Source organism: Acinetobacter sp. YH12096, assembly GCF_013419215.1.
GTDB classification, from domain to species: domain Bacteria; phylum Pseudomonadota; class Gammaproteobacteria; order Pseudomonadales; family Moraxellaceae; genus Acinetobacter; species Acinetobacter amyesii.
Genome location: NZ_VPAM01000018.1, coordinates 17920 through 39134, shown reverse-complemented (window position 1 = coordinate 39134; position 21215 = coordinate 17920). Strand labels below are relative to the sequence as shown.

Below are 21215 nucleotides of genomic sequence, written 5' to 3'. Positions count from 1 at the left end.
GTCGGTGACTTGAAAATTTCAAATAACCCTCGATTTATGAATTATGAAACCAACCCAATATCAATTGTGCATATGAAAAAACAAAATAGCCCTGAAATTATCACTATTGAAGATCAAACTTTTGGTAGTCATGTTGAACATTGGAATTTGCTCACCGGCAACCCGACAACGGATGTACCAGTTTGGCTGGGTCAGGCATTGGATGCACCCATTATGCCGATGGGCTTATGCGCACAAGAATCTGATATGGATCAAAGTACCTGGCTGATTCAAGGTCCATCACAAGCGTCGATTCAACTGTGCCAAGTGATTGCGGTAGAAAATAATAAACCTAAAGCCGTTAAAACTGCATTTCCAAGTTTTGATAGCCCGTATAAAACCAAAGCCACCATTGAACGTATTATTACCTGTAAATCCAATACGCAAGCTGTGCTTTGCCTCGACTTAGGCGCAAATACCAGTGTGTATGCTTTTGATAGTTTATATAGCGTCAATCACGACCAATATGAAAAAGATGCAAGCTACAGTGTGCAACTCAATGCTTGGGCCTATGAACTCGAAGCTGTCGCAGAACATGAACAGCTTGTCGTTGACGATCCTGCATCGATTAAACATCATCGTGCTTTAAACGATATCTTGGCAGCAAATAATGGTATTGCCCCTGCAGACTTACACGAACAAATTAAAGCGTGGCAACCGAAGTCTGAAGATGACAAAGCGCCAGTCACAGTCGATTTTTCTAAAATGGTTGCATACCTATATGGTGAAAATCTTGGCCAAGAAGACGAAGCATGGTTCCAAGGGCATATAGTTGGCAAAACCGCCATGCAATTTAAAGAGCAAGACTATACGCTGTATGATGTGACCTTAATCCACGAAGAAAACCAAGAAGCGGTGATTGTTCGTGTTGCAACACGAAATCCGGCGCATAAAGATTTCAATGTTGGGCAATATATTCGTGGCAATCTGTGGATACAAGCCAATATTTACGCGAAATCTGCCTAATTGGAATTCAAATCTAAGAAGAAAAAAACCACCAAAATATGGTGGTTTTTTTTATTACTTAAATTAGTATTTAACGTCAAACACTAAACTTCTTTCATAAATCAATTTTAAATCAATACTTAATTCACAAAAAATATTCCCTCTCCTTTTCAAGGATGAGCATAATTACGCGCAAGAAGGAGAGGATTTATATGAAAAATTTCCCTCATCTTAGAGGAAGAAGGGCTTTCAGTATTAATCTTGCTACGAATTAATGATCATTTTTTTGACTTATGAAAGCTATCTACTAGCGTGGACTAATTTCATCGAGTACACGCATGATTTCAGCTTTGGTTTTAAAGAAGCGACTAAATAAACTCGAAACTGAACCAATCATCGTGATGTGCCCAACACGTGGGATTTGAATCAACTGACTGTGGTTGCCTGAGGCTTTTAATCGACGATCTAAATCTTCACTATTGCTATAGCCAACGATATTGTCTTTATCCGCAGTAAATAGATAATGCTTCACTTGATTGTGCTCAACAAAATAATACGGCATCACTTGTTGATACGGTACATTTTGATCAAAGGCATCTGCACAAATCGGATCACCTTTATAATCAAAATGATATGGCCCTGCCAATCCCACAATTGCACGAATATTCTCTTTCACTTGTAGCTGATAAGGCGTCGGATGATACAGTGCAGACATGACATTAAATGCCCCTGCCGAATGTCCCATTAACACCACATTTTCCACTTCAATCTGCAACTTATGCTGAGACTGCGTCAAATAGTTTAATGCAAGGCTAAGATCATCAATTGAAGCCGGAAAAATATATTCAGGTGCGAGATGGTAATTAATGACAGCAACATCGAAGCCTTCTTTGGCAAAAGCTTCACCAATGAATCCATAGTCCTTTTTGTCACCATGCATCCACGCTCCACCATGTACAAATACGATGAGTGGACGTTGCTGACGAGGTGCTGACGTGCGATACAAATCTAGGCGATGGCGCGCTTTTAGACCATAAGGGATATTGTTTTGAACATGATATCCTTGTTTGGGTGTCAGTCGATTTAATGCATAACTGCCAAAATCATATAACCGAAAATTTCGGTATAAAGATTTAGCCAAATCCATTTTTTGCTGAAGCCGCAGAGACCATTGATTCATATTTTACAGCATCATTTCCGACATTTTATTGAGCATTTGGATCGACAGCATCCGGATCTATCGCTACAGGCGTTTGTACTTCAGGTTGCACATTACCTACAGCAGGTGTGGTGTAACTTGAGTTAATTGAACGTGCCCGTGGATTTGGGTTCTGATCAATATTATCGATTAAAGTGACAATTCGCGTTACATTACCCACTTGTTGCAAGATTTGATTTAAGTCTGTGATTTCCGCACTGTTTAAACGGCCCATCACATAAAGAACAGCATCTTCAGTATGAATGTGTACTTTGCTGTCAGATACCACAGACGCTTTCATAATCAAACCACGGGTATTCGCAGTGACCGCAGTATCTTGCATGATGGTGCTATAGCTGATCTGATTACCCACTGTAATATAGTTATGTACAGTTTTGACATCACTCATTGAACGGACATTTTCTTCTGCCAATTCTTTTAAATGATTATCTGGCACCTGCCCAGTCAATAAGACATTGCCATGAAAACTTTCAATATTGACACGTGACTGTTTAAAACGAGTATCTAATTTATATAAGTTAATTTTTGCTGTTCGAACAATGGAAGAGTCAATAAAAACTTGTCCCAATGAGCGTGCGCCGCTTTCAGTTCCTACAGGTGCTGATCCTGTTCCATTCGAAATAAAACTCGCACAGCCAGATAAACTTGCGACACAAAGCATCGTTATTGCAATACGCTTAACCACTCAGCACGACTCCTCAAATTTCCACACGTATTTTTCTATGCGTTTACACAGTTTGTTTTATCAAAGATTAATCAACTCTTGATCAAAAGTAAAAGCATTTTCAATCCATTGCTGATGATACGGGTATTTAGAAAAGTCTTGCTGTAGTGTTTTTGCAAAGTGTTGATAAAAATCAAAACAAATTGCATCAAAGCGACAATAATAATTTTGAAAATGTGACTGTTCATTTAAAAAATGCAACGCAGTCTTCATCATCTTACGTTGTTTATGAATAGAGATACTTTCGATGGCTTGGGCATAACGGGTATGCGAACGAGCTTTAACTTCAATAAACACCAATTCTTGACCACGTGTGATGATCAAATCAATTTCACCATAACGACTATGATAATTCTGTTGCACCTGTACATAGCCTTGCTGCTCAACCAAACGCAGCGCTTGCCGTTCTGCCCACTGCCCCAGATTCATCTGTCCCAAATTCATCTGCTCTAAGTTTAGCTGCATCATTTCATCCCTAAAGTGAGATTGCCACGATGCCTTTTTTACTTCGCTCATAGCAGTGAGGAACACGCTGAATATTGTTTTGACTAATTTTGATTAGCCCTGTTCGTCCCTGAAACTCAATGCTTTTTAATTTCGGTTCTTGCAAATATTGTTTTGCGATATGCCATGTGTCTCCGCCAAAAGCTAAAAGACGTTGATATGGCATATCTACTGGATTTTCCTCATAAGCTCGGATCAGGTCAGGCCAACGCGCGTCATGCAAGGCAGGTGCATCACAAAATTTCAGCCCTACAGGAATGGGCTTAGTGGCTTCAATCGCATTGGCGACGCTATATAGTTTCGTTTTAGGTAGTTTTTTTTGACTGTTTATCCATCCATTATTGCCTAGCAACAGCACCCCTTGATTTTTGTCTAGCTTCGTTGGGAGTTGTTCAACCACTTGAATCGGCACTGAACTTTGGCTGATTAAGGACATGAGCAGTAATTCATGTTCTGCCTCTGTTGCGGGCTGACGTAACACTAACACTTGCGCTAATTTGTCTTTTTCGAAGACTTTTTGGAGTGCTAAAGCATCATCACGTTTCGATAGACTGTACTGCCAGACATTGGGAATTTGGCTCGTCGTTTCATTTAAAGCCAACACGCGGACTTTCGGCTTGGCTTTTACAAGTGCTTCAACATCTTGGCGTGCTAATGGACCAATCACCAATTGAGTTTTTTTATTTACCTGTTGCTTCAATATCGCCGCAATTTGCTTTTGATTTGAATCCACAAACTTAATGGGTACTTTGTAATCTGATGATTGATATGCGCTATTGAAACCTTGCTTAATACTGGATGCGGCTCGCGCCATAGGGCCAGATTCAGGTAGAATGACCAAGACGTCTGCCTGTGCAGCAGTAAACAGACTGCTTAAAAGGCAAAGACCCAAAATTTTGTTCTTATTATCCAACATGGAGAAACCTATGAGTGCTCAGTTATTTGTTGTTGCAACTCCAATCGGGCACTTAGATGATATTAGTTATCGTGCAATTGAGGTATTGAAGTCGGTTAAAATTATTGCCGCCGAGGATACACGAACTTCAGCACAATTACTTAAACATTTTAGTATCAATACACCTTTAACCGCCTGCCACGACCATAACGAAAGTAACAAAATCGACCAGCTGATTGAACGCCTCGAAAAGGGTGAAAATATGGCGCTAATCAGTGATGCAGGCACGCCATTGATCAGTGATCCTGGCTTTAAATTGGTTCGAGCTGCACAAGAAAAAAATATTCGTGTCATTCCTGTGCCAGGTGCCTGTGCTGCCATTGCAGCTCTCAGTGCTGTCGGCCTACCCAGTGACCGTTTTAGTTTCGAAGGCTTTTTACCTTCTAAACAGTCACAACGTCTTCTAGCATTGGAAAAACTGAAAGACGAAACTCAAACCATGATTATTTATGAAGCGCCGCACCGTATTGTGGATTGCCTAAAAGATATGTCGAATGTCTTTGGTGCAGATCGTCCTGTGGGCTTTGCACGTGAAATTACCAAAACATTTGAAACTATTAAAAAAATGTCTTTGGGTGAATTGGTTCATTTTGTCGAATCTGATCACAATCAGCAAAAAGGCGAAATCGTTTTGGTGATTGGTGGTGCGACCGAAGAAAAAGACCTAGAGCAAGAAAAGTTAGACAAATTGCTAACACGTTTACTTCAAGATTTGTCCGTTAAAGCTGCCTCTCAATTGGCTGCAGATTTAACTGGGATTAAAAAGAAAGTGGCCTATCAACGAGCTTTAGAGTTAACCCAAGCGAACGATTAAGCTTAATTTTTTCTTTTAATTTGAACCGCTTATGGAACCTACGGGTTCCATAAGCTATCCCATACAATAATTTAAATAGAATGAAAAAAGTTGCTTATAACATGTCCATAAATCTGTCTGTCAAAAAACCGCTGGTGTTCATTCTCTTTAATCTGGTTTGGCTCACGACCCTTGCACATATTATTTATACTGGCATTCAACCCTATCCGCACTATATTAGTGGCGAGCAAATGACGGCCGATCATAGCGCGATTGCGATGGTCTGTGGATATTGTTCCCTCTATTTTGTAGTCGGTAATTTACTGAAACTGAGCCAATTTTGGGATAGGCATCGCTATTGGGCTTATGTCGTTTTGAGTGCGGTATTACTTTTTCAATCTTTTGTCGCTGCTGTGGCGGCCATGCATGCACCGCCGTATATTGCTGCATTTATTATTAATTGTATGTTTTTGCTTTTACTGCATTTTGTTTTCTATCCTATTTACGCGATCAGTCGTAAATATATGAAGCCAAAGACGGCTTAAAATAACTACACAACGTCATAACTAAACATGCTTAGTTTAAAAATGAATGACCTTCAGCCTCGCACAAGTGAATGAAGCAAAAAAAACACCACATGACGTGGTGTTTTTTCATTTTAATCTTTTGCCGATTCGTCTGGAGGGACTTCGGTAATACGACCACCACGCGCTAAGAACGCAGCAACTTCATCTTCAAGCGCCTGACGTTGTTTTAGTTTTGCAGTCACTGTTAATGTTTCAGCTTCAGAGGTGTCACCATCAGAGGCAGAATCAGCTGCGTCACCTGCACCTTTTTCAGCTGCTTGTGCTTCATCTTCATCAACTACTGAATCTTCTGGATCATCATAATCGTTCATATCAGTCATTGTGTTCTCCCCGCGAATGACTTCTGTTTGCCAGCGAATGGCTGGTTTTAAATTAACAGAAATTTAGCAATCTCTGAGCATTTCGACTAGTACCCACAATCAAAAAATCGTATCTTTTTTAATCAAAATCGTAACCTTGTTTATACGACTGTCTAAAAAATATCTGACTTTGACCTAAGCTGCGTAGATTGTATCTTTTAAAATACTCAGACCATTGGCTTGAGCCATAAATGCATCTTTTAGAACAGTCTGATTTTCCACTTGTTTTAAACCAAAGTTTCGCGCCCACACCACAGGTGAAAAAGTGGTGGTTTCTAACCAACCAATCGCGGACATACTATGCATCATGGCATCGTTTTGCCCTTTACGGCGGTGCTCATAGCGCTTCAAACTTTGTTCATGTGCCCACACACCACGTTTTTTATCGGTCAAAAGCACATCGCAAAGCACTGCTGCATCTAAACAGCCAATATTCACGCCTTGTCCTGCAAGTGGATGAATCACATGAGCCGCATCACCAATCAACGCCAGACCATCATGCACATATTGCTGTGCTGCTCGCGCTTTCAATGGAAATTTGGCACGTGGTGTTGCTTCTAAGACCTCACCGAGCATGTGATGACTTTCTCGAGTGAGCAACGCAGTAAATTCAATATCGGATAAAGCCACATATTCATCGGCATAATCATCTGGTAAGGTCCACACAATCGATTGCCAATAACCGCTTTCTTCTTTTTTCAGACTCGCCATCGGCAAAAATGCCAAAGGTCCTGTTTCTAAGAAAATTTGACGCGCTACATGCTGATGCGTTTGGGCGGTTTTAATTGCACAGCTTACACCGGCTTGTTTATAGTCCAGCACATCTAGATCGATGAAAGCTTGCTCACGGACAAATGAGTTTGCACCATCTGCACCAATCACCAGTTTTGTTTTGAGCTGGGTACCATCTGCGAGGTGAATGATCCACACACCAACGCCACGCTCAACTCGACTGACCTTAACTTGGGTTCGGTAGTCTTCAAGCTGTTCTAGCATTTTTTCTTGAATGGCTAAATTCAATACACTTGGTTCAACCATTGAACCTAAAGCTTGCTCAACTGATGGTGTTTGATCTGCAACATGACCAAAATTGATTTCGCCATAGCCATTTTTATTCCACACCTGCATGCCTGTATAAGGCTGCTGACGGGCAAGCTTTTCCCAAACGCCCACAGTCTTGAGTAAATGAATGGTGGCTTGACTGAGCGCCAAAACTCGAGGATTCGCAACACTTTTGGTTTTTTCTGCATCCAATATAGGTGCCGCATCCAATACCGTAGCCTGCACACCGCCCTGCGCCAATAACAATGCCGTTAAGCCACCGACCAAGCCGCCGCCGACAATCACAGCATCCAGTACATCTGTATGATTTAAACTCATGCTTTTAGCCCCATTGCATAATTCGCGACCAAAGGCTTGATACCCGGAATGGTGTCAAAGGCAACTAATCCTGTATTACGGATCAATTTTAAAATTGGGTTCTGGTTGCTAAAACCACGTACAACTGAATCACAGAATTTAATCACCCGCTGCTGATCGGTCAGGCGCGATTTTTCATAATCCAGCAGCATAGCTGCATCACCCAAATCGGCATTTTTTTCAACTTGCTCTGTTAAATAACGACGCAGTACATAGGCATCGCGCATACATAAGTTAAAACCCTGACCCGCCACTGGATGAATGGTATGTGCAGCATTGCCCATCAGCACTACACGGCCGACAGCTTGTTTTTCTGCAAGCACTTGGGATAATGGGAAGCTGAAACGTTTACCCGTTTTTTGGAATTTACCTGCACGGTCGCCATAGGTTTCTTGTAAGGCATCTAAGAAGTGCTGATCATTTTCATCACCCATCCACTCGCCTTCAGTTCCTTTAGGAACAGGCCAAACCACTGAGCGGCGGTATTCACCCGGAAGTGGCAATAGCGCTAACGGGCCAAGTGGACTAAAGCGCTCGAAACCGACATGAGCATGCGGTTTAGAGGTTTGCACCGTAGTGACAATCGCCACTTGGTCATAGTCATGTTCTGATGCGCCAACGCCTAGGGCTTTGCGGCAGAATGAATCACGGCCATCTGCGGCAATCACGATTTTAGATTGTAGTTTGAGCTGTTCTTCAGCACGCTGTGCTTCTATATATGCAAAGTCTGCATCTTGCATCAGTGAAGTCACTTGTACGCCATCAATTAATTCGATTAATGGTTGTTTTTTAACTTCTGTGAGCAACACACGACCGAGCCATGCATTTTCAATGACTTGTCCAAAGCTTTCGACTTTTTCTTGTTCTGCTTTTAGTCGTGCCTTACCAAAACTGCCTTGCTCTGTAATATTCACCTCTAAAATAGGCGTGGCATGTTCTTGCAAAGCATCCCACAGACCAAGTTCTTGATAAATCTGCACCGTACGGCGTGACAAGGCGCTGTTTCGCGCATCAAAACTAGAGTGATAAGGCGCAAGGTTTGCATCATCATAATTTGGGTATTTAATGGCTTCTAAAAGTTTTACGCCAATTTTGGCTTTGGCCAACATGAGTGCCAGACTTAAACCGACCATACCACCACCGACAATGATGACTTCTTGCTGCATGCTTACTTCCTTTTTTATCAAGTATTCGAATTTAGGAAATTCACTCGAAATACATATAATCTGTAATGGATTTTATCTTACATCAAGGGCATGATTTTTTATAATGAAATACAAATTTGTTGCGGGTATTTGCACTGAATAAATACAAAATAAATCATCTCTCGCCGTAAATATTCATCTCAAAAAATAGCGAATCACTTAAAATCACAATAAAAATGACTGAGCCGATTAAATTTCCGGCTCAACCACAGATCATTTTAATTTCAAGCATCAGCTTCCTCATTCAAATGATTCACATCGCCCTTCATAAAAAGTGCCTTGTTATTCTGCCTAACTGATGTTACGCAGTAACATCAGTAATTTAAATAAGGTGCTTAGGAAGTTAAGCATTAAAATACTGGATTAATTTCTGTAATCGAATTTCTGCATCTTGATTAAAAGCATTCGCCGCTTGGTGATACCAGCGCTTTGCTATCTTTAAGTCTAGATTTACACCATTACCCAGCTCATACATTAAACCAATTTTATAGGGGGCAATTGCACAGCCTTGTTTTGCCGATTGCTTGTACAAGTTCATAGCTAGATTATAATCTTGATCAAGAATTTCGCCCTTTTCATATATTTCAGCAAGGGCCGTTCTTGCGTTTATATTTCCCTTTTCCACTGACTGATTCAGTAGATCTAAAGCAATATGAACCTCTGTTTTACATGGTTTTTTGAACAACAGCGCTGCTAACTTCAGCATCGCCGCATCATCCCCTTGATCAACCGCTTTTTGATACCATCCTTGTGCTGTTAAATCATTTTTTTCGACGCCGCATCCCATTTCATACATTTCACCCAATTTAATTTGGGCTGCAATATCCCCTCTTGATGCTAAACTTAAATAATCATCATAAGTACGCTGATTGTTATACTTAAACTTTATTTTCTTTACTGGATTATAATCACTATCAAAGATTTCAAAACCGACATAGATTTTAAAGAGTTCAATCAATAACAGCCGAACCAATTGAGTATGATAAATTAAATGATCCTTTTCGCTAAAATAATAATATTGATAATAGCTTTCCAAATCTTCATTGATTTCTTCTTTTAAACTGTTTAAATCAGTCGTCCATTTTTTTTGAACTTTGCCATTTTCAACATATTCGTATAAATACCTTGTTGAAAAGTTTAACCATTCCTTTTCAAAATCTTGTCTTTCTCCATCCATGTAAAGTTCCTCTTCTTCCGCTTGAATGACACATCTAATTTCTGCACCCTCTTTATAAAGCGCATAGCTATAGCTTGAATTTGTGTCTGCAAAATCAAAGAATATCATCCATTTAATCGGTAACCCACTGCTCAGCAAGCTGCTCCATTTTTCAGGTTCAGTAAAAGCAAAATGCGCTAATCCGGCACTATTGATACAAACAACATGATCCGTCAGCCACTCTATATCTAATGCAGATTTTGAGTTTTCTTCAAAATAAACCAGCCAATCATTTACCAGTCTTTCTATATCCTGTTGATTGCCATTAAAGGGAATAACCACCCCAGCTTTTCTAACGCCCATAATTATGATTAAAATAAAAAATTTATACGATTAATTTTAAAAGACTTATATCTAATTTTTGTAAAAACTTAACATCAGAAAATCAACTCCATTGTTAATTACACTTGTCTATATAACTAGTATTTATAAGACTGCTTGTAGATAAAAAAAGCCGATCATCTGACCGGCTTTTTTAATTACTATATTAACTTAAGCGGCTTTCGCTTTCGCCATCAGCGCTTCAATCTCTTCTACAGATTTCACCACTGCAGCGGTTAAAACACGTGGACCATTTTGAGTTGCTACAACATCATCTTCAATACGGATGCCAATCCCACGCCATTTTTCATCCACTGTTTCATCATCTGGCGCAATATAAAGACCTGGCTCAACAGTCACAACCATACCTTCTTCATAGGCACGCCATTCACCGTCTTGTTTGTAAGAACCGACGTCATGCACGTCCATACCGAGCCAGTGACCTGTTCCATGCATATAGAACTGGCGGTAACTTTCTTTTGCGATGATTTCGTTAATATCGCCCTGCATGATGCCAAGATCCAGCAAGCCTTGAACTAAAATACGCACTGCAACGTTATGCGGTTCTTTATAAGAGTTGCCGATACGCACAGCATCAATCGCCGCAATTTGCGAATCGAGGACAACATTATAAAGTGCTTTTTGTTCAGGGCTGAATTTACCGTTGACTGGGAAAGTACGGGTAATATCTGAGGCATATAGCTGATATTCACATGCGGCATCAATCAGTACCAAATCACCATCTTTTAATTCTTTATCATTTTCCACATAGTGCAGAATACAGCCATTTTCACCACCACCAACGATGCTGTTATAGGACGGTACACAACCATTTTGACCAAAGACATAATTCAGTTCTGCTTCTAGTGCATATTCCATCATGCCCGGTTTAACCGTTTGCATGGCGCGGGTATGCGCTTCTGCTGAAATATCCGAAGCAATCTGCATCAGTTCGAGTTCATCATCAGACTTATGCAAACGCATTTCATCGATAATGCGATCCAATTGAATGACTTGTGCAGGCGCACTTGCACCCTTACGTGATTCACCGCTTGCAGTTGCAATCCACTGCGCCACACGAGCATCAAAATCTGCTTGCTGCCCAATACGGTAAAATAATTTATCTTTATTTTGTAATTTTTCTAAAATTTCTTCGTCTAATAAATCGATAGCAAAGGCTTCATCCGCGTCATAGTCATCAATCGCACCATCAATACCCGCACGGTAACCATTCCAAATTTCCATTTCACGGTCACGTTCACGGCAGAACAAACTATAGCTATAACCTTCTTCTTCGCTATCAAAGGTTTCAATCACTGCAACCGCTTCAGGTTCAGCAAAACCTGTTAAATAAAAGAAACTACTATCAGCACGGAATTTATAGTCAGCATCTCGGTTTCGCATGGCTTCTTTGCTCGTGGCAATAATTGCGATGCTGCGTAAGCCCATTTCACCTGCAAGGATGTCACGACGTTCCTGAAAATCTGCTTGAGTTAATTTCTTCATTGATATGCTTCTTATACGCTTGGACTATGATTGATTTAATAGGATGATGAACTCCTTAGATAGAGCCCATCATCTATTAATTATTAATGCAAAAAGAATGCCTTAACTTGGACGGTGTGGGGTGAACATTTCAACCACATTGCCCGCTTGAGCCAATGAATTTTTAGCGCTCAGTTGTAGCAACGGTGTTTCTGAAACATCAACTTTGGTACGTCCCATCGACAGACTCACTGGGATTAAACGAACAAATTCGTATAATTCCTGATAGCTTTCTTCACCTTCTTCATCATCATCTGAATCTTCAAATTCTACTGAAGCGACATCTTGTAAATGCTCAATCAATTCTTGCTCATTGGTACGCAGATGTCCTGCCGCCAAACCAAAACCAAGAACCACACCTGCACACCAGTCTGCCAATGCTTGTACACGCTCACCTAGTAAGTGATCATCATCTGGTAATAAAGGAAGATAGTCGAGTTCATCATCTGAAAGTGAATGAGCTACATCTTCTGCTTCTTCAGTTAACAATGCCAATGCATCTTCATCTAATTCAGCAACATCAAGCGTTGCTAAAATTTGTTGCCACTCTTCACGACTCGGGGGTTGTGACACACAAACTATACCAGTGAGTAGACCATGTAACTCACTTGGGCTTGAAATTTCTTCAATTTTAGAAAAATTGTGGGACCAATCTGACCAACCTGAAATATCGTCTTGCATTCGCTTATCCAATCTCTATACTTCGTATATATTACCTTTGTTTGCAAGACTGTGCGACTACGTTATGTTAGAAGAATTACAGCGTCTCCAAGCGCATATTAGCGTTTTAAAAAAGCGACTGGCGCAATTTGAAAGCGAAAATAATGCCCTACAAGATGAGAAAAACTCGTCTGATGAGCAGCATCATGCTCAAATTGTACATAAGAACGGTATTATCACCTCCAAACAAGAAGAAATTGATACGCTGAATGAGCAATTAACTGATTCACGTGCTCAACTTCAACAGCTGAATACTGATGCAACTGCTTTGGCTGACCGATATAGCCGTCTTGAAAAAAGCTGTACTGATCTAAAAAATCGTTTTCAAGAAATTTTGGCAGAACGTAATGAGCTACGTATCGTTAAAGAAAAGATGCAAAATGAACAGCGTCATGCTCAGCAAGAAATTCAGGGTTTAAAGCAAGAACGTGAACGTTTATTACAAAAAAATGAACATGCTAAAGCAAAAGTTGAAGTGATTATTCAACGTTTAGCTATTTTAGGTACAGCTCAAGATCAACATGCGCAAGAAATTCAACAATTGGCACATCCGACTGAAAGTAATGAGGAAGTTTGATCATGAGTGAACAAATTGCAGTTGATTTAAAAGTTCTAGGTCATAGTTTCCGTTTAGCAACGACTTCTGACCAACAAGTCGATTTAGAACGCGCAGCACAATTACTGAATGACAAATACGATGAATTTCGTCGTAAAGCACCACGTATGGAACCGAGTAAGCTGATCATTATGGTCGCACTTGAATTAATGCAAGAAGTCCTGTCAATGAATAAGAGTTTGCAAGAATATGCAAACTGCGAACTTTTGTTGCAAAATATTTTGGAACAAGTTGAAGAATTGACTGATTAATCGGTGGTTTAGTGATTATACTTTGCCCGATTGCTTCATTTTAAACACTTTGTCAGTGTTTGGTGATTTGCCAATAACGCTGAATTCGTTATACTGAGCACATCTCTGAGGTGTTCGCCAGCTAGGTCTAATCCCCTGCCGATACTTAAACTTATGGATGTGTTCTGTATATTCTGAGCGTATGCCCTCCTCGAGTGGGAAACCCAGCGAGTGTACGTCGCGTCCACCTTGAACTCATCGGGTTCAGGGTCACGACATTTGCAGCGGCATCTTCGGAGTGTTTATCTTCCAAGTCATTAAATGAATTTTCAGCATTCAACTCAATTCAAAAATATTCTAAAAAATTCACTATTCTATTTCTGCGCTATTCGACTCCTGTTCTTTTCTTAAAAACTGATGTTACGCACATAAAAGTAATTTCGCATTTTTAAAATAATTTTAAGCCTATTCGACGGAGTCTTACATCTAAGGATTAAATAAAGAGATTAGCCTTCGGCTGGAGATACTTTTGTTTCGGCAAAAGTACCCAAAACCATTGTCATCCGCAAAACTCGTTCACTACCGTCAAATTATTCAAAGCATCACAAAAACATTTTTGATTAGAAGTAGTCCTGTCTTAAACACTTGCGGATGACGTTACCGCGTATCGTTGTTTTATTTGAAGCAAATTGCGCTTTGATGTTACTGCGTAACATCAGTTAAAAATTTTTATTCAAGTTTGTTCACCTTCAAAAGCTGATTTAATCCGCCTTATTCAATTTTTGAGTTGTTCCAGTTTAGCTAACTGTCTATCCAAAGCTCTGTCCATTTCAGGAAGTATTTGTCGTAAATATTGAATTGATGAAATGGCTTCATCCAATTTCACGACGCCTTTTTCAACCAATCTGTATTGTTGCTCGAGTAGAGCGAGTACTTGATTTTGATTCGGCTGCTGTCCCTGACTCATCAGCGTGTTTATTTGCTGAAATTGTTGATATACCTGTTCACGTTGCTGTAATAGCTCAGAGTGCGTTTCTCTGTCGAGTATTGATTGTTTGGAATTAGAACTTGAATGCTGCAATACATTTTCTGTAGTTCGCTCAGAACGTGTTTCAGACACTTTTTGTTGATCTAACGGTAGCTGTTCATGAACCTCCTGCTGCTTTGGTTTTAATAACTGAATCATCAACAATAAAATCAAGCCAACCACTAACCCAATAACAATCCATTTCTTATACATGATTCAATCTCTAAATGTTTTTCAATTAAAAATTCAGAGCCGATTTGACTCTGATTTTTCCATTTTCTTTTGATTTAAACTGTTTTACTGACTGCCCCATCCTGCTGGTGCATAACCTAAACGAACACGCTGTGGGTGATTACCAACTGGAACTGTGATGACTTTTTCACCTGTTGCAAAATCAATCACGGTTACTGCATCTGTGGCACTTTCAGAAATGACACAACGCTTACCATCTGGACTTTGCGTTGCCCAATACGGTTTGCCTGCAGCAATCAATTTCGCCGCGGTCAAAGTTTTACGATCGACGATGGTGGCATAATCATCCATCGTTCCTGCAACACATAGTTTTTCACCATCTCCACTGATGGAAAGCCCATGATGACGTGAGTCATTTACCCATTTCGTGCGATCAGAGGGAATAGTTGTACTTCCCGGAAGCTGTGCAATGCGCGTGACTTTGTCTTGATTGAGATCATATTCGACCAGACCATTAAAAAATGAGACCTGAGCATAGATTTTGGATTCATCTTTACTAAATACAATCGGTCGAACTGAGTTAGACAGGTCTTTACGGCCAAAGGCATCCAATGCAGGTCGAAAATCAATTTTTTTCAAGACTTTAAAATTATTAGCATCGGCAATGGTGATATAGCGTTTGCCTTTAGTGAAATCCTGCCACGCTGCATCCATTGAGGTTTCCACATTACCTATGGCTGAGTTAAGAATTTTTGTGCCACCATCAAAGTAAATATTTTCATGTGGCTTATCTCCTGTGGCAAAGCGCCCGAGCTCCTTGCCTGTGTTGATATCGAGTATATGTACGACATTTTCTGAAGACGCTGATACTGCAACCTGTTGCCCATCAGGGGATACTGCCATATGGTCTGCTCGAAATCCCTCAACGGGTGTGCGCCAATTAATTTTCCCTGTTGCTATGTTAATCGAGACTACATCTGCAAAACTTGGGCGTGATGCAACTACCGATTTGCCATCTGGTGTGGAATACATGTCATCGACCAATTGATCATTTCCCTCTCCTGCCGTATTACGAATATAGCTATAAGCGATTAATTTTACTGGGTTAAGGTAAATTTCAGTGAGGCGTTGTTTTTTGTCGGGCACCATATTGATGACACCAACTTTCTGATAGTTTTTTGCAGGATTGATCACTGTAACCGTACCATCCCAATTATTGCCGACAAAAAAGACTTGCTGGCTATTGGGTGGAACGGGTGCAGTGGTTGTCGCTGCGAAAATAAGTGGCGACACCGTAACTGTCATACAAAGAAGTGTCCTGATCCAGAGATTTTTTTCCATTTTTATTGTCCATTCATTTGTTTTTATGCATACCTTTTGACCAAAGCCATAAGATAAGTGTCGCTTTTTTAGCGCAAAGAAAGCTTATTAAATATACAAGTGTAGATATAGCGTATTTGTTTTAATTCCGATGAGTTGTTGATTAAAGGCGCACAAACCTGCCACTAAAGGCTTCTTCAATAATGTAATATTCTATCTCTGCTCCATTCCACCACTTTTCTTTGCTTCAAATATTTCATTCAAATCTTTTCAATTTCAAAAGCTTATTTAAGAGTTGTCCCAGTTTGGCTTGCTATCTATCCAAAAAAACAATCCAGAATACATTTGCAAGACTCAAGCAGAACTATGAAAAATCAGTTGCCTTAGCTTACATATTTATTTGGCTGTCATTATGAAATATCAACAGAACCTAAATTCAACACGATTTTAAGGCCATAAAAAAACCCAGCTTTCGCTGGGCTTTTTTTCGAATCAGTTCAATGCTTAGTGAGCAGCGAATTGGTTCATTGTGTTTTTCGCATCGTCACCCGCTTTAAGCGCGTTGTCACCAGCGAAGATTTCTTTGTGGTCGTCACCGATGTCAGAACCAGCCATTGCTTGGTGTTTAACACAAGAAATCGTACCGCGGATTTCTTTACGTTGAACGCCAGCTACATAAGCAAGCATACCTTGGTCGCCGAAGTAACCTTGAGCAAGCTCGTGAGTAGAAAGAGCAGCTGTATGGTAAGTCGGAAGTGTGATCAAGTGATGGAACACGCCCGCTTCACGAGAAGCATCAGCTTGGAACGTACGAACTTTTTCGTCAGCTTCAGCAGCTAATTCAGAGTTATCGTATTCAGCGCTCATTAGTTTAGCACGGTCGTAAGCAGAAACGTCTTTACCTTCAGCAACCCAACGGTCGTAAGCTTGTTGACGGAAGTTTAAAGTCCAGTTGAATGAAGGCGAGTTGTTATAAACAAGTTTCGCATTTGGAACTGTTTCTTTAACACGGTTAACCATGTGAGCGATTTCTTCAACGTTTGGAGTCGCAGTTTCGATCCAAAGAAGGTCAGCACCATTTTGAAGGCTAGATACACAGTCAAGTACAACGCGGTCAATTTGCGTGTCTGGACGGAACTGGTACAAGCCAGAAGCAAGACGTTTTGGGCGGTGAAGTTTACCGTTACGCTTGATTAGGATTTCGTCTTCTTGAGCTTCTGAAATGTCAATTTCAGTTGTGTCTAAGTAGCTGATGTATTGAGAAGCGATGTCGCCTGGCTCTTTAACCACTGGGATTTTTTGAGTCAAGTCAGCGCCTTCAGAGTCAGTACGAGCAACGATGATACCGTCATCAAGACCCATTTCTAAGAATGCATAGCGAAGAGCGTGGATTTTCGCGATGAAGTCTTCGTGTGGAACTGTAACTTTACCAGCTTGGTGACCACATTGTTTAGCGTCAGATACTTGGTTTTCGATTTGAAGTGCACAAGCACCCGCTTCGATCATTTTCTTAGCTAGTAAGTAAGTCGCTTCTTCGTTACCGAAACCAGCGTCGATGTCAGCAATAATTGGCACAACGTGAGTTTGGAAACCGTCGATTTGAGCAGTGATTTCAGCAGCTTTAGCAGTATCACCAGCTTCGTTTGCTTTTTTAAGCGCACGGAACAAGTCGTTTAATTCTTTCGCGTCAGCTTGACGTAGGAAAGTGTAGATTTCTTCGATCAATGCAGGTACTGAAGTTTTTTCGTGCATAGATTGGTCAGGAAGTGGACCGAATTCTGAACGAAGAGCTGCAACCATCCAACCTGAAAGGTAGATATAGCGACGTTCAGTTGTACCGAAGTATTTTTTGTTCGCAATCATTTTTTGTTGTGCGATGAAACCGTGCCAGCAACCTAATGATTGAGTGTATTTGCTAGAATCAGCATCATAAGCAGCCATATCACGACGCATAATAGCAGCTGTATATTTCGCAATGTCTAAACCAGTTTTGAAACGGTTTTGCATTTGCATACGTGCAGCATCTTCTGGGCTAATATCGCGCCAAGTGCTTCCGAATTTTGCTTTTAATTCACGGATTGCATCAATCGCTGTTAAGTATGTAGACATGATATGTTCCTGTAATAATATTAGGATTTTTCTGCAACGTAAGGCTAAAATCATACCCTCGAATGATTGTTCAGATTTAGAACACTTCGTTGCGATAGACACAGAGTAGATTGACTAAAAAAATTAATCCAATATTCTGCATTAATTTTCAGTATTTATTTAAAAAATATGTAGATTAAAGTCGTATTATAATAATTAACCAACATTTATAAGTATTTGTATTTAAATACTTTTATTAAAATATTTTGCTAATTTTTTTGTCTATTTTTCAAACATTTTGATGAATTATTCTTCATTAGACTTAAGTCGACTGAGCATTCACTTTTAAAAAAAACAGCATTTTTTACGCCATTTTTGCCCAAATTCACCAAGCTAAATACTTGGTTATTCTGTCTTCAAATGATCATGTAAATGAGATATTTCATCTAATTTTTTTGTTTTATGAACATCACATCGCATAAACAAAATTGCTCCGTATTTTTATTTCACTCACTTAAAAATATCGGTCTAAACAGATAATAAGTATTTAAGAAATATGTGCTGGCACTTCAGCAAATTTGTCTTAAAACTGCCGAATTTTAGTACAAAAGTACACGTCATTTTTTCATCCATTTTTTACACAAGCCTTAGTAGTTATGGCATAATCAGATAAATTTCATGATTTTATTGTCGGTATTTATTTTATGAATCTGGAGCGGGTCGATCTCAATCTATTAATTTATCTTGATGTACTTCTTCGTGAAAAAAACGTGACTCGTGCTGCCGAGCAACTGGGTGTAACTCAGCCTGCGATGAGTAATATTTTACGTCGTTTACGCAACTTATTTAATGATCCACTTCTTATTCGTTCTTCAGAAGGTATGACACCTACAGAACGTGCGCTTGAATTACAGCCACGTATCCGTGATGCTCTCTCTGACCTTTCGATGATTTTGGAACCTCGTACCGAGTTCCGACCTTACACCTCAAATCGTGTCTTCCGCATCATGACTTCAGATTATGCTGAAGCAACACTGGTGCCGCGCCTAGTAAAAGCTTTGCGCTCAGAAGCACCCAATGTGGTTCTCGATTTTTTAACGCCTAGTGATGTGTCTTATCGAGATATGGAACAAGGTAAAGTCGACTTGGCGATTAACCGCTTTAATGAAATTCCGCAAAGTTTCCACCAAGTTTTGGTCTGGCGTGACAGTTTTTCATGCCTTTTAAATGCCAAGCACCCTGCTGCAAATAATTTAAACCTGAAAAGCTATCTAGATGCACAACACATTTGGGTATCTAAAACAGGTATGGGTGTCGGTTTTGGTGTCAATCCTGAAAAACAAGCGGGTCTAGGTTGGATTGATCAGGCTCTAGAACGTATTGGCCAAAAACGTAAAATTTCAGTTTTTACTCGTCATTATCAAATGCCTGGCTTATTGGCCTCGAATGTTGATTTGGTTGCGACTCTGCCAAGCCGTATCGCTCGCCTTCAAGCCAAAAGTCAAAACCTATTACTTCGCGATCCACCATTCTATATTCCTGAATTTGAATTAAAAATGGCTTGGTGTCCATTACTTCATCATCACCCTGCTCATCGCTGGTTACGTCAACTTATATTGTATGTTGCACGTCAAATGATTGAAGAAGAAAACCGCGAATACTTAATGAATAACTCTCAGTTTTCACAGTATCAGTAATTAATTCTTTAATTCCTTATTAATTCAAACGTATACTGTCACTATATAGGTAGTAGTTAAGACTACTACCTTGCCCATTTTTGTGTTAGAAATACAGAAAAATAGAATGAATCACAAACAGGTGTATTCGTGAGCCTTTTCCAAAATATTGTCATTATTATTCTCCTGATCGTCGGTGCGGGTTTTCTTTCATTAACAGAAATTGCCCTTGCGGGTGCACGAAAAGTAAAACTTAAAATTTTGGCTGAATCTGGAGATTCACGTGCACAACGTGTGCTTGACTTACAAGCCAACTCAGCAGACTTTTTCGCCGCATCACAAATTGGCTTAAATGCTGTGGCAATTCTTGGCGGTATTTTGGGTGAAGGTGCTTTTCGTCCTTACTTCATTAGCTTAGTCACTCGTTTTTATCAGGGCCCGTGGACTGAAACTATCGGTTTCACCCTGTCGTTTACTTTAGTCACATCCTTATTCATTCTATTTGCTGATTTGATGCCAAAACGTTTGGCGATGATCGCACCTGAAAAAATTGCCGTTGCTGTTGTTGACCCGATTCAAATCTTTATTAAAGTGTGTAAGCCAATGGCGTGGGTGATTAATGCCATTGCCAATTTGTTGTTTCGTTTATTCAAAGTGAACACAACACGTGATGACAATATTACCTTTGACGATATTTCAGCCGTGATGGATGCCGGTGCTCAAGCTGGTGTACTACAAAAGCAAGAACACCACTTTATTGAAAACGTATTTGAGCTGGAAGAACGTAACGTCCCTTCAAGTATGACTACACGTGAAAACGTGGTGTACTTTACCCTCAAAGAATCAGAAGCCAGTATTCGTCAAAAACTCGCTGAATTTCCGTATTCGAAGTTTTTGGTCTGTAGTGAAAATATTGATGACGTAATTGGCTATGTAGATGCCAAAGATATTTTGGTTCGAATCCTCAACAATCAGTCACTTTTACAGCTCAACGAAAATACTATTCGTAATGTCCTCACGATTCCAAATACCTTAACACTGTCCGAATTACTCGATCGCTTTCGTTCAACCAAAGAAAAATTTGCCGTAGTAATTAACGAATACGCGTTGGTTGTCGGCGTTATTACCCTCTCCGACATTATGATTACCGTGATGGGCGACTGGGTAACACCGATTGAAGCAGAGCAACAAATTATTAAACGTGATGCGGATTCTTGGCTTATCGATGGCAGTACGCCAATCGAAGATTTGAAGCATGCACTCGCTTTAGATGAAATGCCGGATGAAGAAAACTATGAAACCCTTGCCGGCTTTATGATGTTTAAACTGCGTAAAATTCCACGTCCAGCGGACTTTGTTACTTATCATGGCTACAAATTTGAAGTAGTGGATGTAGACCACTTTAAAATTGACCAATTATTAGTGACTCGCTTAAAGCCGGCTGAGACTGAACTTGATATACCAGAAGAATCGGATTAATTCGATTCTTCTTTTTCTAAAACAATAAAATATAAA

Annotated in this window: 20 protein-coding genes, 1 other RNA gene and 1 pseudogene; 9 read left to right on the top strand and 13 right to left on the bottom strand. The window is 40.0% G+C overall.

From position 1 onward, the window contains the following. Positions 1-72: 72 nt before the first annotated feature. Positions 73-1005, top strand: a complete 933-nt coding sequence (locus FTU36_RS09160) for a hypothetical protein (RefSeq protein ID WP_180083887.1) — start codon at positions 73-75, stop codon at positions 1003-1005. Positions 1006-1291: 286 nt separating this feature from the next. On the opposite strand, the gene FTU36_RS09155 is transcribed toward FTU36_RS09160, so the two are convergent. Genes FTU36_RS09155 through FTU36_RS09140 form a run of 4 tightly spaced genes read right to left on the bottom strand, consistent with a single transcriptional unit; the run spans position 1292 to position 4347 of the window. Continuing rightward, positions 1292-2164 (bottom strand): alpha/beta hydrolase, encoded by an 873-nt coding sequence (locus FTU36_RS09155; protein WP_180008944.1) that lies wholly within the window; start codon positions 2162-2164, stop codon positions 1292-1294. 25 nt (positions 2165-2189) lie between these two features. Then, entirely contained in the window at positions 2190-2888 is a 699-nt protein-coding gene (locus FTU36_RS09150) for a BON domain-containing protein (protein ID WP_180117558.1), read from the bottom strand. A 60-nt stretch (positions 2889-2948) separates the two neighbouring features. Further along, positions 2949-3356: a YraN family protein gene (locus FTU36_RS09145; protein ID WP_180117583.1), complete on the bottom strand. Its 408-nt coding sequence runs from the start codon at positions 3354-3356 to the stop codon at positions 2949-2951. Positions 3357-3402: 46 nt separating this feature from the next. Continuing rightward, positions 3403-4347 carry a penicillin-binding protein activator gene (locus tag FTU36_RS09140; RefSeq protein ID WP_180011993.1) on the bottom strand — a complete coding sequence of 315 codons (945 nt, stop codon included), beginning with the start codon at positions 4345-4347 and terminating at the stop codon, positions 3403-3405. 10 nt (positions 4348-4357) lie between these two features. On the opposite strand from FTU36_RS09140, the gene rsmI reads away from it, so the two are divergent. Continuing rightward, complete coding sequence (gene rsmI, locus FTU36_RS09135; protein ID WP_078189168.1) at positions 4358-5200, top strand: 16S rRNA (cytidine(1402)-2'-O)-methyltransferase; 843 nt, start codon at positions 4358-4360, stop codon at positions 5198-5200. A 101-nt stretch (positions 5201-5301) separates the two neighbouring features. Then, the gene (locus tag FTU36_RS09130) at positions 5302-5724 is read left to right on the top strand and encodes a hypothetical protein (RefSeq protein ID WP_180089311.1); all 423 of its coding nucleotides are present in this window, start codon (positions 5302-5304) and stop codon (positions 5722-5724) included. A 113-nt stretch (positions 5725-5837) separates the two neighbouring features. Here the strand turns inward: FTU36_RS09130 and FTU36_RS09125 are convergent, their stop codons facing one another. The 6 genes from FTU36_RS09125 to FTU36_RS09100 form a co-directional block, all read right to left on the bottom strand. Beyond that, positions 5838-6086, bottom strand: coding sequence for a hypothetical protein (locus FTU36_RS09125; RefSeq protein ID WP_078189169.1), 249 nt, complete (start codon positions 6084-6086; stop codon positions 5838-5840). Positions 6087-6260: 174 nt separating this feature from the next. Beyond that, positions 6261-7505: an FAD-dependent monooxygenase gene (locus FTU36_RS09120; RefSeq protein ID WP_180117556.1), complete on the bottom strand. Its 1245-nt coding sequence runs from the start codon at positions 7503-7505 to the stop codon at positions 6261-6263. Continuing rightward, complete coding sequence (gene ubiH / locus FTU36_RS09115) at positions 7502-8710, bottom strand: 2-octaprenyl-6-methoxyphenyl hydroxylase (RefSeq protein WP_180021933.1); 1209 nt, start codon at positions 8708-8710, stop codon at positions 7502-7504. Before ubiH ends, FTU36_RS09120 begins: the two co-directional genes overlap by 4 nt. 382 nt (positions 8711-9092) lie before the next feature. Continuing rightward, a complete protein-coding gene (locus FTU36_RS09110; protein WP_180117554.1) occupies positions 9093-10268 on the bottom strand; it encodes a tetratricopeptide repeat protein in 1176 nt (391 codons plus the stop codon). 189 nt (positions 10269-10457) lie between these two features. After that, complete coding sequence (gene pepP, locus FTU36_RS09105; RefSeq protein ID WP_180117552.1) at positions 10458-11792, bottom strand: Xaa-Pro aminopeptidase; 1335 nt, start codon at positions 11790-11792, stop codon at positions 10458-10460. 102 nt (positions 11793-11894) lie between these two features. Next, a complete protein-coding gene (locus tag FTU36_RS09100; protein ID WP_180008931.1) occupies positions 11895-12512 on the bottom strand; it encodes a UPF0149 family protein in 618 nt (205 codons plus the stop codon). A 64-nt stretch (positions 12513-12576) separates the two neighbouring features. Here FTU36_RS09100 and FTU36_RS09095 point away from each other — a divergent pair, with 64 nt between their 5' ends. From FTU36_RS09095 to ssrS, 3 genes are all read left to right on the top strand, one after another. Next, the gene (locus FTU36_RS09095; protein WP_180117550.1) at positions 12577-13128 is read left to right on the top strand and encodes a hypothetical protein; all 552 of its coding nucleotides are present in this window, start codon (positions 12577-12579) and stop codon (positions 13126-13128) included. A gap of 2 nt (positions 13129-13130) precedes the next feature. Continuing rightward, entirely contained in the window at positions 13131-13418 is a 288-nt protein-coding gene (locus FTU36_RS09090) for a cell division protein ZapA (RefSeq protein ID WP_180106900.1), read from the top strand. 99 nt (positions 13419-13517) lie between these two features. Next, a non-coding RNA gene (gene ssrS, locus FTU36_RS09085) (6S RNA) lies at positions 13518-13700 on the top strand. A 472-nt stretch (positions 13701-14172) separates the two neighbouring features. Here the strand turns inward: ssrS and FTU36_RS09080 are convergent. Then, on the bottom strand, positions 14173-14637 hold the full coding sequence (locus tag FTU36_RS09080; protein ID WP_180117548.1) for a hypothetical protein: 465 nt from the start codon (positions 14635-14637) through the stop codon (positions 14173-14175). A gap of 84 nt (positions 14638-14721) precedes the next feature. Beyond that, positions 14722-15921, bottom strand: coding sequence for a YncE family protein (locus FTU36_RS09075; protein WP_257224818.1), 1200 nt, complete (start codon positions 15919-15921; stop codon positions 14722-14724). Between the two features lie 329 nt (positions 15922-16250). Between FTU36_RS09075 and FTU36_RS16895 the strand changes: the two are divergent. Next, a pseudogene (locus tag FTU36_RS16895) lies at positions 16251-16352 on the top strand (IS5/IS1182 family transposase); the annotation flags it as partial. An 88-nt stretch (positions 16353-16440) separates the two neighbouring features. Here FTU36_RS16895 and FTU36_RS09070 read toward each other — a convergent pair. Continuing rightward, positions 16441-18045, bottom strand: coding sequence for an isocitrate lyase (locus tag FTU36_RS09070; protein ID WP_168378085.1), 1605 nt, complete (start codon positions 18043-18045; stop codon positions 16441-16443). Positions 18046-18728: 683 nt separating this feature from the next. Here FTU36_RS09070 and FTU36_RS09065 point away from each other — a divergent pair. Together FTU36_RS09065 and FTU36_RS09060 are read left to right on the top strand one after the other, a co-directional pair. Then, entirely contained in the window at positions 18729-19721 is a 993-nt protein-coding gene (locus FTU36_RS09065; protein ID WP_078191331.1) for a LysR family transcriptional regulator, read from the top strand. Positions 19722-19850: 129 nt separating this feature from the next. Next, positions 19851-21179: a hemolysin family protein gene (locus FTU36_RS09060; RefSeq protein ID WP_180117544.1), complete on the top strand. Its 1329-nt coding sequence runs from the start codon at positions 19851-19853 to the stop codon at positions 21177-21179. Positions 21180-21215: the final 36 nt, after the last annotated feature.